We start from the raw sequence: 14,109 nt of genomic DNA, 5'->3' as shown, positions 1-14,109 counted from the left end.
ATCAGTTGATTACGATTTATTTCGTTAAAATCACCGACTTGCATGTTTTTGTATTTCAGATTTTAAACTCTTGTTTAAATTAATGGTAAAGTAAGCGTTTAAATAATCATATAAATCAGTTTTAGTGAAATCAGATTCGCGGTAACTAGTTCTCAGTATCGTTTGGTAATGCTCTTCTTTTTTACTAATTGATTTGTCTATTGAGATAAATTGACGAAAAAGGTTGATGAAATCGTGACCCCGTGTTATTGCAAGGTAATAATGTAAGTCATTTTCTTTTTTTGAATCTAATATTAATTTTTGTGTTTCATCGTTAGATAAAATTTCTCTTTGATTTATTTTTTTTAATTCATCTACCAAAATATAAGGATCAAGAATTTTTGATGTCTGTGTAATCAAGTTACTGAATTTCAGCCCTTCAAAATTTATCCCCCTCCCGTTTTCTTCATTAAACCTGCGTAATAAACTTAAAAAATGAAGGTTTTTTAAAATCATTAATAAATATTCATCAAATTCCGACTTATCAGTAAACAATAATTCAGATTTTATTGAATTTCTTACTTCTTCATTAGATAGTAACATCATTTCAAGGCAAGAGAAATCATATGCAAAAATTTTATTATTTAGGTATGTGCAAACCACATAATCACGATCGACTATTCCAAAACATCTATTTTCTTCAAAAAAATATTTACATATTTTTATAACAGCATCTTTTCCAGATTCCGTATTTATTAAATTATTAATTTCGAAGAATCTATTAAAAAAATGAATATCTTCAATTCCTTCTAGTACTATGAAATATTTATCTTTTGAATAATCATTTGATAATACCAGCCCAATTGATGTTATGATTTCATCTATGCTAGAACTCACAGGTGTTGTTGTCACGATGTCATCACCCGTTGATTTGAGTCCGATAAAGCTCTCCTAAATCAATCTGCAAATTACGATAATTGCTAATAATTTGAGGAGAATGCGTAGCAACAATTATTTTCAAATTTGTAACAGTTTTAGCTATTTCCACCATATCTTTCATAAAATTTCTTTGCCATTCTACATGTAAAGAAATTTCGGGTTCATCAATAAGTAATAACATATTGGGTTTTGATTCAAAAATTAAATCATAAAAAAGTATAATTTCGTGTTTTTCACCTGAAGATAAATCTGAAAGCGGAATCTCTTTCTTATCACCATCTATTTCAACAACTACCAACCCTTTTTCACTTGAGAATTTTAGTTCTTTAAAGTGCAATTTACTATTTATTATGTCTGTATAAAGCTTCAATTTTGAAATAAATTCCTCGTAAACTTTATATTTTTCATCAAAATCTTCAAGATATACTTTCAAAGCAATTTCATGTGTTTTTTCGAAGTTTACTTCCCCTATTTCAGGCAAATCGAAGATATGGAATTCATTTAGTTGTTTAAATTTTTTCTTCATAGCTTCCATTTTTGTTGAAAAATCTAATTCTGTTATCCCCTTTTTTTCTGAAAATAATCTTTCAGGATAAGTACTATCTCTACTATTAGAGATTACCAAATATTCATTTGCTTTTTCATTTCTGAGTTTTTTAAATTTGGTAGGTAGTGTATTGATGGTATAGATAATCTCAGAGTCAGAATATCTAGAAAAACGCCATTCATTTTCGGTAATCGAATGTTGAATTAGTCTTTGCTCAGAAATAAAGTACGTATCGCCGACAATATCTTTAAGACTATTCAAACTTAAGATGATGTCATTTAAAGATGAGGCATTATCCTCAGACAATCGTTCTTCACTTTCTTTACTTCTTTCTCGTGATGCTTCAATGAACCTGTTAAATACATCTTTTTTATCTATAATTGTATCTCGTATAAAATCCATATATTGTTTATCGGATATTTTACGATATGGCATAGATTCGATATAATTTTCAAAAACATTTATTATATCTTTTAATTCGATTTTAATATTTTTTATTTCATTACTAAATGACAGATGTGAATCTGTTTTTGCAATTTTAACTTTATCATTTATAGATATTTCTTCATAATTTAGAGTCATAAAAAATAATAAATCACCATTTGTCAATGCTGAGATTATGTTTAATATTGTCGATTTACCGAAACCGTTTGGGCCTGTTAAAATTGTAATACCTTCAGAATGTAAATCTATTGTATAATCAAATCTACCAAAAAGTTTCTTAATACTTATAATTTGTATCATTTTATTTCACACCATAATTTTTAAAAATTAATCATCGTTTCAAAACGATCATCAACCCGTACAAATCCGATTCCGGTTCCGGCGGATTCTCAACATCCCCTTTAATAATCCGCTCTTCCGGATACCCAAGTTCTTCCAAAGAATAAACATCCGCCTCAATGCCAAGCTCTTTCAAAACCAAGCAAACTTCTAAAGCCCCGAACTTTTCATCCGGCAGCAAAAAAACATTCTTCCCGAATTGAACCTCTCGAATCAATTCATCTCGCGCCGAATCAATTTCTTTTCTCCCGTGCGCCGTCACACACGAAAAATTCGTCAAATTCACTTTCAGGCGCGCACATGCCACTTGAAATGAAGAAATTCCCGGAATCACAACATCATTTTCCGTCGCGAATTTACCGAGTCCCGAAAACATCGGATCGCCTGTTGACAAAATGACGGCGTCTGCCGGCAAAAGATGAATGTTTTTGTAATCCTTAATCGTATCAACCGGCGTGTTTACGGGAATATACGGCTTTGCAAGTTCCAGCGCCCGTCCCGAGCCGTAAACAACAGAAGCGCTTTTAATCGCTGCAATTCCCTCTTCCGTGAGCATTCCGGGACCCACGCCGACACCGACGACAATCATTTTTTCACCGACTTTCCGATAATTAATATGGTTACATATATTTCATACATTAAACCGCCCCAATTTCACAATCGGGTGCAAGTTCTTTAAACTGTCCTGAAAGAGATTCTAAACAACTTTCAATCGTTTTATTATCAATTAAATGCTTTTTGACACCTCTGAAAATATCAAGACAGGCATGAATGCTTTCAATTTTAAAAGGCTCATCGGGAGGAATTTGACCGATATTACCATAAGTGGCGCCTGCAAAAATCGAATTAAAAAGTTCTTCTGCCGGAAAATTCGGACTGCATCCTTCCAAAAAGCAGAAATATTTCATCTCAGCGCCCGATGCTTTTAAACTGTTAAAAATTCCGGTCCAATCATCATAACGGCTTTTTTGGTTGTCACGCGCGCCGACTAAAATGTTTGTAATTTTCCCGTCTTTTGCTAAAAAGAACATGGGGAAATCCTGATCACTCGAAAGTTCTTTGATGTAAAAATTCATACTCAACCCAAAACAATACGCAAAAGATCCGCCGGTAAAACTTTTTAACCCGCTTTTCTTTTTAAAATAAGCAGCTATGGCCGCGCCGGCTGTCGCCGCGCCGCCGATGATTTGAGCTTCACTGATTTCAACTTTGGAATCATCTTCAATGCTGTCTTTCTTTTTCCCGTCTTCATTTCCCGGAGGTTCATTATCGGTTGACCCGCATTCGGTTGCGGATGATCCGATCGGACCCGATCCGAAGACGCTGACAAACTCGCCGGAAGATTCATTTCTCTTTTCCGCCGCTTCCGCTTTGAGTTTTTCTTTGTCTTGCTTGCTTTTTTCTTTAACGTCCTCTTTATTCTGATTGAAGCACTCGGTCACGAAATCGGCAAGCACTCCTTGAAGCGTGCCGTTTTCTCCGAGATACGCGTCATTTCCGTTTTTACCGAAATTGACTTTCTCGACTTCCGTTTTCCCGTCCAATTTTGAAAAATCATAGTCTTCAAAAAAAGAAACATCACGGCTGATCAAATATTCGTAATAACTATCGACACGCGTTCCGCTGTTGTCGTGGAAAATCCGTTCGTTTTCCCCGAGATAATCTTCAAGAGTTCCCACGAGTTCATTGACGCCGTCCCCCGTCCGAATCAAAGGAATGACAGTCGCAATCAAAGAATCATTTTCCAAGCGGTAAGTTCCCGCGTTTGCCGCTATCAGCATACCGTAGCCGCTTGCAAAAAACATGACCGTTCCGTCTTTTTTGTAAACGCTTAAAGTGTCTCCGATTAATGTTCCCGTTGCCATGTAAATGCCGGCAAATTCATCTTTATTTTCCATTGTAAACACCACTTCCAAACTGAACCATTTAAAATTTAATAATCACAATAACCAAAATCAATAAAATTATTTTTATTTTGTGTTGTTTTCAAACTCAACATTTTCAATATCATCGCCTTCACTTTCAACATCATCATCTTCAACATCCTCTTCACTTTCAACATCCCCTTCTTTACTTTCATCCCATTCAATTCCGAGGTCTTCGCCTTCATCATATTCAATGTCGGAATATTCTTTGCCTTTGACGTGCCAAACAGCAAAAACAATCAGCAGGATGCCGGCAATGATGAAAACAATCGGGCTTTTCAAATCTGAAAATGAGTAGGAGTTTGAACTTAAAATAATGTAAATGCTCCAAGCGGCAAGAATGAAACCGAGTGTTGCAAGCAGAAATGCCGGCAATAATTTTTTGTTGTCAATAATCATTTTCTTACCTGCAAAATATCGAAAAATTAAATCTCATTTTTTATTATTTGAATATCTCAATTATTCAAAACGTAAAAAAAGATAATTATAAAGATAAATTCAAAAATAATTTAAACGGCCTGCCCGAGTGTGCTTCAATAATTATCAAATAATTCGAGAGGCATGGCAGGCACTGTTAAAACGACTACGCATCATGAATATATAAAACCTCCGAAATGTACAAAATAATCAGAAATTATGATTTAATCTTTCATCAAATAATCAAATTCACCAAAACTGTCCATCAAAACAAGCCCGTCCCGATCAATCACAACAATCCTGGCGCCTTTTCCTTTCTTCACACACATTTCAAATGCCTGTATCAAAAGCGGATTTTTCGGATCTTTTTCAATCACTTCAACGACGGTCGCAAAACCGCTGCCTTTAAGCATATCCGGATTGCCCCATTTCAAAACCAAACCGGGAAGGCCGCAGACAATAATTTCGTCGGCCGAAACCGCCGCATCAATGCCTTCTGAAATTCGGCTGCCGACCATCACAATTTCATAACCGGGGAAAAGCATGCTTGACGTTGCCATTCCCTGGCGGCCGGTTGTCAGAACCACTTTTTTCGCGTTTTGAATCAAAACATCTTTCATCTCGCCGAGATGATCATTCCAAGGCTCAACGAAACCTGTCGTTCCGAGAACGGAAATGCCGCCGACAATGCCGATTCTTTCGTTCAGCGTTTTTTTGCTGAGTTCCTTGCCGTCGGGAATGTAAATCGTGACAATCAAAACCGATTCGCCTTTTTCAATCTCATCGAAAAGACCGATTTCTTTGAGTCCTTCCTTCACCGATTCACGAATTTGAGCAAGCGGCTTCGGGTTAATCGCATATTCTCCGACACGCGTTTCAAAGCCGGCGCGCTGAATGATTCCGACACCTTCGCCGCCGGTGATGAAAATATTGCCAATCGCTTTTTCGACCGAATATTCCGTTGAGAATTCGGGATCGTTCGCGGTTATTTTTTTCACTTTCGCACAAAATGAAACATCCCGCGTAATGTCGGATTCATGATCGTTGTACACTTTTCGAACGCACGCGTTTCCGCCGATTCCGGATTCTGCCGGCATTTCGGCGCGAAGACCGATCGGCGTCGGGACGGAAATAATTGTTCCGGATTCCAATTTTCCGGCAAGCGAAAGGACGGCTGCTTTGGCGGCGGCGGCAGACGTTGTTCCCGTCGTAAAACCGCGCTTTAAGAAAGATCCGTCGCTTAAAACAACAATAAGACCGCGGCTGACCAAATCCTCAACCTCGGCTTTCGGAAGCGATGCTTTTTCAATCCATTCTTCCGGAATTTCAAAATCATTGACGGGATCTTTCATAATGATCAAATTTCAAAAAAATAATTTTAAAGTAAAAATGTAAAATCAAAAACAACTGAAAAATTGTAATTGAATGACAACTTATAATCAATCACAATTGGCAGTTATTTTATTATTTTATTGTTTTATTATTTTGTTATATTTTGATTTTACTGCTTTTTCTTTTCGTTGGCAATCGCAATGATTTCATTCACGCTTGCAACCGCCATCGGCGTTCCGCCTCGGGTTCCGACGCAGGTGACCGACGGAATCGGAACTTCCATGTCCCGAATAATTTCCTTGGATTCTGCCGCGTTCACAAAACCGACAGGTGTCGCGACGATAAGCGCCGGTCTGAGACCGCGTTCAATCAATCTTGAAACCGTAATCGCAGCCGAGGGCGCGTTGCCGATGGCGATGATTGCGCCGTTTAATCTGTCGCGCGCGGCCAGATAGCCGGCAGAAGTTCGAGTGATGCCGTATTCTTTGGCGATTTCAGCGTCTTTGTCTTCGTCCAAAACACAAATGATTTCGGAATTGTGGCCGCTGCGCGTAATTCCTGCTTTCACCATGCTGATGTCGGTAAAAATCGGCGCGCCGGCTTCGATTGCCGCAACACCGGCCGCAATCGGGTCATGGCGGAATTCCATGATGTCGGCAACGGAAATGTCGCCGGTTGCAACCGCGCAGCGCTGGCGGATTCTGTCCTCAGGCGTTTTGTTGCCGACAACGCCTTCGATATACGTTCGGCTCTTCATGTAAATGGTTTTGGCCTCGTCCGTTCCCGCGCCGAAATCCTTGCAGGAATCCGCAAAATCCTGATCAATTTCAATCGTTACGGTTGCCAATTCGTCCAAGGTGCCGTAATTTTTGTTTGTGTCTGTCATGTTTTTCCCCTTATTTGATAATAAAAATATTTCAGAAATTAATATTCATATTTCCTGTGATAACCGCGCGGCGTGATAATTTTATCACCGTTCGGGCTGTTCCAAATGCGCGAATCGCTGTTGCAGATGACAATCGCCGTTCTCATGTCCACCCAGTCGTTGTATTCCAAAACTTCGCCGAGCGTCGTCACGATGTATTCCTGTTCGTCGCCGCGAAGCGCGTTCTTCACAAGACCGACCGGGACGGAATCTTCTCTAAATTTGCGGATGATTTCAATCGCGCGCTCAAAGTTAGAAGTTCTTTGGCGGCTTTTCGGGTTGTAAAGCGAAATGATGAATCCCGCGTCAGCCGCGGCTGAGAGTCTCTTTTCAATGACTTCCCAAGGCGTGAGCAAGTCGCTTAAGCTGACCGTTGCCGCATCCACGACAACCGGCGCGCCGAGAACGCTGGCGGAAGCAAGCATCGCCGTGACGCCCGGAACGACTTCGATCTCGACATCCAGATTGTTGCTTTCGGCAACTTCAATCACGATGCCGGCCATGCCGTAAACGTTGGCGTCACCGCCGCTGACCATAACAGCGACATTGTTTTCGGCAAGTTTCACCGCTTCTTTGGCGCGGTCCACTTCTTTGCCCATGCTGCTGCGGTAAATGTTCTGCGTTGTCAGCAATTCTTCGATTTGATCCAAATAAGTATCATTTCCGAGAACATAATCAGCGTTTAAAATAACGTCTCTGGCATGCACTGTCAGCTGTTCGACCGATCCCGGACCGATTCCGACAATGTATAACTTTCCTTTCTTTTCACTCTGCGACGGCAATTGTAACTCTCCCGTAAACTTTTTTCTTTGAAATTAATTTTTTATGAATAGATAAAGCTAATGCGGCCGGTTCGGCAACCCCTTTGAGGCCGAAGCGCTCCGCCTGCGATTCCGATTCGGGAACCGTTTCATTCAAAACATCGTCGGGCAAAAATTGAATACTTTTTCCAAGTTCCGCCACCGCTTCAATTAAACCCGCTTCGTCCGCTTTCAAAACAGAGGACGCAAACGAATCAACATCGGCAAGAGACAAATTCAAATCGGAAAGACAAACAGAAACAGCGTCAATCACTTCCTGCTTTGTTACACCGCGGCGGGCGCCGATTCCGACAATCATTTTATCACACACAATTTTGACGTTTTGATTTGTTGATGATTTGATAATTTTGAATTTGATAATTTTGAATTTGATAATTTAAGATTGATAATTTTAAATTTGATAATTTAAGATTGATATGACTGTATATGACTGCTGCTGACATTGTTGATTATTGATATTATTGATATTATTGATCTTTTATTGAATCAATCTCATCTAAAGTCGCCGTCGTTTGGTCTTTTCGTTTCACCAAAACGGAAACGTCCTCATCGACGACAATAATTTTCGGGCCTTTCACTTCCAGAACTTCAACTTCTTGGTCCAAAAGCGCGCAATTCACCTCAATCGTTGACTTGCGGTTTCGAACGTCGCAGCCGAGTTTTTCGGCGATGCCTTCAACCGACGGTTTTTGATGAACTTCCGTTGCGGTCGTAATGACGGGAACCGCGCCGAGCTCGGCAATCCGCCGGGCAACTTCATTGCCGCCGTGATGGCCGCCGAGAACGGGAATTGCGAAATTCAGGCCGGAATCCACAACGATCAGCGCCGGATCTTCCCATTTGCTTCCCAAGTAAGGCGCAATTTCACGGATTGCAATTCCGCTTGCAAAAACCGCGACAACAGCATTAAATTTTGAAAAAATATCTTTGAAAATCCCTTTCTCATAAAGAACGACCTCCCCGTTCAAATGGTCGGCCAGCTTTTGAGCAGCATCCATATTCCGCTCAAACGTGACAACGGCAATTTTCAAATCCATTTTCAATCTCGATTTTGATTTATTTTTTGATTTATTTTGATTTATTATGACATTCAAAAAATGTCAATGCTTTATCCGTCAATCAATTTATCAATGATTCAATTACAAAGGACTCAGTCCAGCGGACCCTGCTTCACGCCGTAAAGATAAGATTTGGCGTAATTTTTCGGGTCAACCACGTCGCCGATGATAATCATCGCCGATCTTTTAATGCCGGCTTCTTTCACTTTTTGAGCAATGTCGTCAACCGTTCCGCGGATGACTTCCTGATTCGGCCAGGACGCATGGAAAACAACGGCGACAGGCGTGTCTCTCGGACATCTGACTTTTTCCATGATTTCTTCAATCTTCTGCGTTCCCAAAAAGATTGCCATCGTGCAGCCCATTTCCGAGAATTCCGGAATCTGATCCTGTTCAAGCGTTGTGCCGGCAGGTCTTGTAATAATCAGCGAGTCTGAGACATTGTTGAGCGTAAACTGCGTCTCAAGCGCGGCCGCCACCGCAAACACGGAGGAGACGCCCGGAACGCGCTCGGCGGTGATGCCGAATTTCTTCAGCTCTTCCGTCTGCTCGACAATGGAGCCGTAAAGCGCGGGGTCGCCGCTGTGCAGACGCACGACAAATTTGCCGGCATTGACGGCATCCACCGTCAGCTGCGTTGTCTCATCCAGCGTTAAACCGTAACTGTCAATGCATTCGCCCTTCGTGTATTCCAGCACTTTCGGGTTCACCAAAGATCCGGCGTAAATGACCAAATCGGCTTGCTCAAGGAGTTCTTTTCCTTTGACCGTGATGAGTTTCTCATCTCCGGGGCCTGCGCCGACGATATAAATTTTCTTCTCACTCATTTTAATTCTCCGACATTTTCTTTCGTTCGTTCTTTCGTTCTCTCGTTCAGTCTCTCATTCGCCTTTTCGTTTCGCTTATCTCTTGCTCTGTCTTAATTCTTCTTCCCGTAAACGATGCTGAAATAATTGCCTTCTTCGGGAATGTTTTCTTTGCCTTTGATAATGACTTCGCGGTCGGAGAACAAACGCTCGGCGAAGATAAATTCGTTATAGCCTTCCTTTTCAAAGCGTTTGATAATGTCCTGCGGGTGGCGGGCTTTTAAATGAATCAAATAATTGATGTCGGAAACACCGTCATGAACTTCAAAAGAAGTTTCAACCGCAACGCCCATGCGCGCCGCGCACGATGTGATGGAACTGATTCCGGGAACAGTGTCAACTTCAACATCCGGCGCAACTTCCGCCATGACTTTTTTCATGTGCGTAAACGTTGAGAAAAAGTTCGGATCGCCGATCAAACAGAAAGCGACATCGCCTTTGCGGGCGTATTCGGCCACGTTTTGGGCATTTTCCGTCCAGATTTCTTTGAGTTTCTGTTCGTCATGAATCATCGGAAAATCCAAAACTTCGGGCTCTTCCGTGACATACGGACGAATCAATTCGGCGGCCATTTCGCCGGGAACGAAGACTTTAATGCTTTCTTTTAAGATTCTGACTGCTTTCAGCGTTAATAATTCCGGATCTCCCGGACCTAATCCGATACCGTACAACATGTGTAATCCTCTTGAGCAAACCTTTTTTGCGTCATTCAAATGTAATAATTACCAAACAATTGATTAGAGTAAATAGAGAGTAAATGTAATAAATCGTAATAAAACCTTATGATGAATTTCATAACATTTTCACAGCAATTTCATAATAATTTCATTAATAAGTTTCATGATATGTTTCATAAATTTGTGATTTTTATCAAAAACGTCATCAAATCATTCTTTTTGCTTCGCCGACATAATAAAAACCGGGTTTTCCGGCTTAAACATTGTCTCGCCCGTCAGTTCTTCGCCGCGGGATGCGATAATGTGAACCGCTTCGTCAAACACGCCGCGCATTTTCATGTGTTCAATCACGCGGACAACGGTTTCAATGCGGACGGCGTTCACGATAATGGAACGAGCCCCTTTTTCGATTAAAGCATCCAAAACGGCCGTGATGTTTTTCGTACCGCCGACAAAGGCGCAGTCGACTTTTTCCAAGTTTGAAATAACGGCGGATGATTCACCGAGAATCACTTCAGTATTTTCAATCCCGAAATTTTTAAAATTCTGCGTGGCCGCGTCAACAGCCGCAGCGCGCGCATCCATTGCATAAATTTTCAGATTTTTCGCAAGCCGGGTGGCTTCAATGGAAATCAATCCGGTACCGCAGCCGACGTCTGCAAAAACGTCTCCGTCCCGAATGTCCAATTTAAAAAGGGAAACCGCAATGATTTCAGGCTTCGTCGGCCCCCCCGTAACGCCGATGAGTTCAGGCATAATCTTCATTTGCTCCGTCTTTTTTGAATTCTTTTTTGAGTTATTTTTTGTTCGGTTTTTGTCCTTATTTTGAGAATTATAATCCTCTTAATTTGTTTTATAGCTTTTCCTTAAATTTCGGAATCCGCCTTTAATTTTAAGTCTTTGTCAAGTAAATTTGTCCGCATTCTTGTTTTAATTCGAATGAAAATATTTTTTATGAAAAAACCGAATTTATTGCGTTCGTTTTTACAAAATGAAAACCGCCTGAAACATTCTTCGAAAATTTACAGTGATGAAATGTAATCTAAAAAGATTACACATCTCACCCGAATCTGCCGTGTTTATATTCAATCAATTGCATATTATGCAAGTGCTTTCAGTCCGATTTATCAATTTATTTTTAAAAATCGTTTGCATAAGCACGTTTTGTTAAATAAATTTGATTTCGGTTAATTATTTTACGGCAGAATTGTCTGCAATGTTTGCAATATTTACACGTTCGTAAATTAAAAGGAGTTATCATAGTATGCACATTATGGAAGGTGCGCTTCCCTGGGAATGGGCTTTATTTTGGTGGGGACTGACAATCATTGTTTTGATTGCAGGTATCATTCAGCTCAACAAAGTTGTCCGTAAAAACAGAGAAGTCTTACCGCTTTTGGCCGTTTCCGGCGCTTTTATCTTTGTTTTGTCCAGCTTAAAAATTCCGTCGCCGATTGCGATGTCATCGTCCCATCCGACCGGAACGGGCTTGTCCGCAATCACATTCGGCCCGGCAATTACAGCTGTTATGTCCGCAATCGTTTTGCTTTTCCAGGCGCTTTTGCTTGCCCACGGCGGGTTAACAACGCTTGGCGCCAACTGTTTCTCAATGGGATTCTTCGGCCCGCTTCTGGCATGGCTCGTTTACAAGGCGCTTCAGAAAACAAACTTCAACATTTACATCACGATTTTCCTGGCCGCATTCATTGCGGACTTGGCAACTTATATCATGACTTCGTTCCAATTGGCGCTTGCATTCGGTCTTGAGACACTCCCCGAATTCCTCGGAATTTTCGCATTGACGCAGATTCCGCTCGCAGTTCTGGAAGGTTTGATCATTGTCGTCGCCGTGAAATTCATCGCGAAAGTCAAGGGAGAGTTCTTCATCAGCAGCGGAACACTCACAGAAAAGCAAGTTGCTAAAATGAACGAATGAGGTGCCAAAAATGAAATTTAAAGTTGAATATCTTTTAGTAATCGCCCTCGTCATCTTTGCCGCCTTCTTTGTCTATGTGACAACGATTTCCGACTCGGAATTCGGCGGCGCCGACGGTGCGGCTGAAGATTTGATTTACGAATTAAACCCCGACTATGAACCGATTGCAGAACCGCTTTGGGAACCGCCGGGAGGCGAAACCGAAAGCTTGCTCTTCTGTCTTCAGGGAGCCATCGGCGCACTCATTATCGGCTTGTTCTTCGGCTATTATTACGCCATGAGCAAATGTAAAAAACAAACAGGAAACGCTTAAATTTAAAATTTAAGCTTTTCTTTATCTTTTTCTTTTCTTATTTTTTGGTTTTAAATCTCGATTTTTTTATAATTTTTACTTTTTTGCTTTAAAATATTTTCATTTGTTTTTTTGTGTAAACGCTATCTGTTTTTATTTAATTTTTGAAAAATTCGGTTCGTTTTTCGTTTAATTTTTGAAAAATTCGGTTCGTTTTTCGTTTAATTTTTGAAAAATTCGGTTCGTTTTTCGTTTAATTTTTGAAAAATTCGGTTCGTTTTTCGTTTAATTTTTGAAAAATTTGGTTCTCGTTTTTCGTTTAATTTTTGAAAAATTTGGTTCATTTTTCATTTAATTTTTAGAATTGGCACGGCTCACGCGCGGCGTGCGCGGCGGCGGGTGCTGCCGCGGCAGCTGTTGGCAGTTGCCGGCAGCGGCAAACGGAAACAGTAAGGCAGCAGCACCACGTTCGCGAAACGAACGGCTGCACTAAAAAGATGAAGAGGGAGGCGCAAACACAAATCCGGCGGCGACGACAGCAAACACAAATCCGGCGATGACGGCGGCAAACAAAAAACAAATCGCAGCAACAGCAAATTCAAACTTTTTTTTCATTTCCGATTTTTTTCAATATCTTCAATATTGTCTGTTTATCGGTGTTACAAATCTGAAGGTTCATATTAATTTAAATTGATTTTTAAAAAAATGCCCGTAAGCTTTAATAATCACGTTTTTCATAATAATTCCAATTGAATTGACTAAAAACAGATTGTTGAGTTATTTGAGTGGATAAACAATGAGAACATTGGACGATATTGCTCTTCTCAGCCCGCTGAGATACAAAAATACGACGCTGAAAGTGGTGCTGGTGTTTATCGGGCTGCTTGCGGGTTTATTTTCGGCATCGCCGATTTTGCCTTTGTTCATTGCCGTCTGTATGATTGCGGCCACTCTGATTTTCGGAAAAATTCCGGTCAAAATGTATTTCAAATTATTCTTATCCGTTCTCGGATTTGCCGTTGTCAGCGCATTTATTTTAGCATTCTTCGCATACGGCGACGGCGGCGAAACACTGTGGTCCGTCAATCTTTTCGGATGGATAATTTCCGTCACAACGGGAAGCGCGAACTTAGCGCTATTAGTTTTCGCCCGCTCCGCAAACGGTTTGGCCTGTTTGTTTTTCCTGTCCATGACAACGCCGATGCTTGAATTGTTTTCTTATTTCAAACGCTTTTCATTCCTGGACGTTTTCATGGAACTTGTCATGCTGATTTACCGCTACATTTTCGTTTTTTTGGCGCTGCTCTTAAACATTCAGTCCGCCCAAACCATGCGTTTCGGCTACCGCAATTTTAAAACAAGCATTCATTCCGCCGGACTTTTGGTCGGCAGTCTTTTTGTTCAAACGATTGAGCAGGGCGACCGCCTTTACCTGTCCATGAATTCAAGATGCTACGACGGCAAATTGCCTTATTACAATGCCGAATACAAAATTATGTTTGCGGATGTTTTAACGGCGCTCGTCTTCATTGTGTCCGTTGCGGCCGTTTACATTTACACAAGAGGTTACCAATTCTTTTGATTGATTTTTGATTCATTTGATTAATTCTTG

General features: G+C 40.7%; 17 protein-coding genes. 3 read left to right on the top strand and 14 right to left on the bottom strand.

Translation table 11 applies throughout. The features are described from left to right. Positions 1-30: 30 nt before the first annotated feature. The 13 genes from MmiAt1_RS05835 to cbiT all read right to left on the bottom strand — a co-directional run bounded on the left by MmiAt1_RS05835 (position 31) and on the right by cbiT (position 11,025). The gene (locus tag MmiAt1_RS05835) at positions 31-891 is read right to left on the bottom strand and encodes a hypothetical protein (RefSeq protein ID WP_318785954.1); all 861 of its coding nucleotides are present in this window, start codon (positions 889-891) and stop codon (positions 31-33) included. A 7-nt stretch (positions 892-898) separates the two neighbouring features. After that, positions 899-2,209: an AAA family ATPase gene (locus MmiAt1_RS05830; protein WP_318785953.1), complete on the bottom strand. Its 1,311-nt coding sequence runs from the start codon at positions 2,207-2,209 to the stop codon at positions 899-901. A 31-nt stretch (positions 2,210-2,240) separates the two neighbouring features. Next, complete coding sequence (locus MmiAt1_RS05825; RefSeq protein WP_318785952.1) at positions 2,241-2,837, bottom strand: cobalt-precorrin-7 (C(5))-methyltransferase; 597 nt, start codon at positions 2,835-2,837, stop codon at positions 2,241-2,243. Between the two features lie 49 nt (positions 2,838-2,886). After that, complete coding sequence (locus MmiAt1_RS05820) at positions 2,887-4,146, bottom strand: hypothetical protein (protein WP_318785951.1); 1,260 nt, start codon at positions 4,144-4,146, stop codon at positions 2,887-2,889. Between the two features lie 72 nt (positions 4,147-4,218). After that, a complete protein-coding gene (locus MmiAt1_RS05815) occupies positions 4,219-4,572 on the bottom strand; it encodes a hypothetical protein (RefSeq protein ID WP_318785950.1) in 354 nt (117 codons plus the stop codon). 242 nt (positions 4,573-4,814) lie between these two features. After that, positions 4,815-5,942 carry a cobalt-precorrin-5B (C(1))-methyltransferase gene (locus MmiAt1_RS05810; RefSeq protein ID WP_318785949.1) on the bottom strand — a complete coding sequence of 376 codons (1,128 nt, stop codon included), beginning with the start codon at positions 5,940-5,942 and terminating at the stop codon, positions 4,815-4,817. Positions 5,943-6,091: 149 nt separating this feature from the next. Next, entirely contained in the window at positions 6,092-6,808 is a 717-nt protein-coding gene (locus tag MmiAt1_RS05805; protein WP_316559887.1) for a precorrin-8X methylmutase, read from the bottom strand. A 38-nt stretch (positions 6,809-6,846) separates the two neighbouring features. Continuing rightward, positions 6,847-7,629 (bottom strand): precorrin-3B C(17)-methyltransferase, encoded by a 783-nt coding sequence (gene cobJ, locus MmiAt1_RS05800; protein ID WP_318785948.1) that lies wholly within the window; start codon positions 7,627-7,629, stop codon positions 6,847-6,849. After that, positions 7,613-7,966, bottom strand: coding sequence for a cobalamin biosynthesis protein (locus MmiAt1_RS05795; protein WP_318785947.1), 354 nt, complete (start codon positions 7,964-7,966; stop codon positions 7,613-7,615). The genes cobJ and MmiAt1_RS05795 overlap by 17 nt, the downstream gene beginning before the upstream one ends. A 169-nt stretch (positions 7,967-8,135) precedes the next feature. Continuing rightward, positions 8,136-8,705: a cobalamin biosynthesis protein CbiG gene (locus MmiAt1_RS05790; protein WP_318785946.1), complete on the bottom strand. Its 570-nt coding sequence runs from the start codon at positions 8,703-8,705 to the stop codon at positions 8,136-8,138. A gap of 113 nt (positions 8,706-8,818) precedes the next feature. Continuing rightward, the gene (cobM, locus tag MmiAt1_RS05785) at positions 8,819-9,553 is read right to left on the bottom strand and encodes a precorrin-4 C(11)-methyltransferase (protein WP_316559891.1); all 735 of its coding nucleotides are present in this window, start codon (positions 9,551-9,553) and stop codon (positions 8,819-8,821) included. A gap of 92 nt (positions 9,554-9,645) precedes the next feature. Continuing rightward, positions 9,646-10,266, bottom strand: coding sequence for a cobalt-factor II C(20)-methyltransferase (locus MmiAt1_RS05780; protein ID WP_318785945.1), 621 nt, complete (start codon positions 10,264-10,266; stop codon positions 9,646-9,648). Between the two features lie 213 nt (positions 10,267-10,479). Further along, positions 10,480-11,025 (bottom strand): precorrin-6Y C5,15-methyltransferase (decarboxylating) subunit CbiT, encoded by a 546-nt coding sequence (gene cbiT, locus MmiAt1_RS05775; protein ID WP_318786025.1) that lies wholly within the window; start codon positions 11,023-11,025, stop codon positions 10,480-10,482. A gap of 508 nt (positions 11,026-11,533) precedes the next feature. Here cbiT and MmiAt1_RS05770 point away from each other — a divergent pair. Next, a complete protein-coding gene (locus MmiAt1_RS05770) occupies positions 11,534-12,205 on the top strand; it encodes an energy-coupling factor ABC transporter permease (protein ID WP_318785944.1) in 672 nt (223 codons plus the stop codon). Between the two features lie 10 nt (positions 12,206-12,215). Then, entirely contained in the window at positions 12,216-12,518 is a 303-nt protein-coding gene (locus MmiAt1_RS05765) for an energy-coupling factor ABC transporter substrate-binding protein (RefSeq protein ID WP_318785943.1), read from the top strand. A gap of 353 nt (positions 12,519-12,871) precedes the next feature. Here MmiAt1_RS05765 and MmiAt1_RS05760 read toward each other — a convergent pair whose 3' ends face one another. After that, the gene (locus tag MmiAt1_RS05760; RefSeq protein ID WP_318785942.1) at positions 12,872-13,039 is read right to left on the bottom strand and encodes a hypothetical protein; all 168 of its coding nucleotides are present in this window, start codon (positions 13,037-13,039) and stop codon (positions 12,872-12,874) included. 254 nt (positions 13,040-13,293) lie between these two features. Between MmiAt1_RS05760 and cbiQ the strand changes: the two genes are divergently transcribed. Further along, a complete protein-coding gene (gene cbiQ / locus MmiAt1_RS05755) occupies positions 13,294-14,079 on the top strand; it encodes a cobalt ECF transporter T component CbiQ (RefSeq protein WP_318785941.1) in 786 nt (261 codons plus the stop codon). Positions 14,080-14,109: the final 30 nt, after the last annotated feature.

The sequence above is a fragment of the Methanimicrococcus hacksteinii genome (assembly GCF_032714515.1).
Classification (GTDB): domain Archaea; phylum Halobacteriota; class Methanosarcinia; order Methanosarcinales; family Methanosarcinaceae; genus Methanimicrococcus; species Methanimicrococcus hacksteinii.
Note: the sequence above shows the minus strand (reverse complement) of the source record. Positions and strands in the feature narration are given on the sequence as shown.

What these genes read in the sequence shown, in the direction of transcription:
- MmiAt1_RS05830 (WP_318785953.1), bottom strand. Translation starts at nt 2,209, where the DNA reads ATGATACAAATTATAAGTATTAAGAAACTTTTTGGTAGATTTGATTAT.
- MmiAt1_RS05825 (WP_318785952.1), bottom strand. Translation starts at nt 2,837, where the DNA reads ATGATTGTCGTCGGTGTCGGCGTGGGTCCCGGAATGCTCACGGAAGAG.
- MmiAt1_RS05820 (WP_318785951.1), bottom strand. Translation starts at nt 4,146, where the DNA reads ATGGAAAATAAAGATGAATTTGCCGGCATTTACATGGCAACGGGAACA.
- MmiAt1_RS05815 (WP_318785950.1), bottom strand. Translation starts at nt 4,572, where the DNA reads ATGATTATTGACAACAAAAAATTATTGCCGGCATTTCTGCTTGCAACA.
- MmiAt1_RS05810 (WP_318785949.1), bottom strand. Translation starts at nt 5,942, where the DNA reads ATGAAAGATCCCGTCAATGATTTTGAAATTCCGGAAGAATGGATTGAA.
- MmiAt1_RS05805 (WP_316559887.1), bottom strand. Translation starts at nt 6,808, where the DNA reads ATGACAGACACAAACAAAAATTACGGCACCTTGGACGAATTGGCAACC.
- MmiAt1_RS05795 (WP_318785947.1), bottom strand. Translation starts at nt 7,966, where the DNA reads ATGATTGTCGGAATCGGCGCCCGCCGCGGTGTAACAAAGCAGGAAGTG.
- MmiAt1_RS05790 (WP_318785946.1), bottom strand. Translation starts at nt 8,705, where the DNA reads ATGGATTTGAAAATTGCCGTTGTCACGTTTGAGCGGAATATGGATGCT.
- cobM (WP_316559891.1), bottom strand. Translation starts at nt 9,553, where the DNA reads ATGAGTGAGAAGAAAATTTATATCGTCGGCGCAGGCCCCGGAGATGAG.
- MmiAt1_RS05780 (WP_318785945.1), bottom strand. Translation starts at nt 10,266, where the DNA reads ATGTTGTACGGTATCGGATTAGGTCCGGGAGATCCGGAATTATTAACG.
- cbiT (WP_318786025.1), bottom strand. Translation starts at nt 11,025, where the DNA reads ATGCCTGAACTCATCGGCGTTACGGGGGGGCCGACGAAGCCTGAAATC.
- MmiAt1_RS05770 (WP_318785944.1), top strand. Translation starts at nt 11,534, where the DNA reads ATGCACATTATGGAAGGTGCGCTTCCCTGGGAATGGGCTTTATTTTGG.
- MmiAt1_RS05765 (WP_318785943.1), top strand. Translation starts at nt 12,216, where the DNA reads ATGAAATTTAAAGTTGAATATCTTTTAGTAATCGCCCTCGTCATCTTT.
- cbiQ (WP_318785941.1), top strand. Translation starts at nt 13,294, where the DNA reads ATGAGAACATTGGACGATATTGCTCTTCTCAGCCCGCTGAGATACAAA.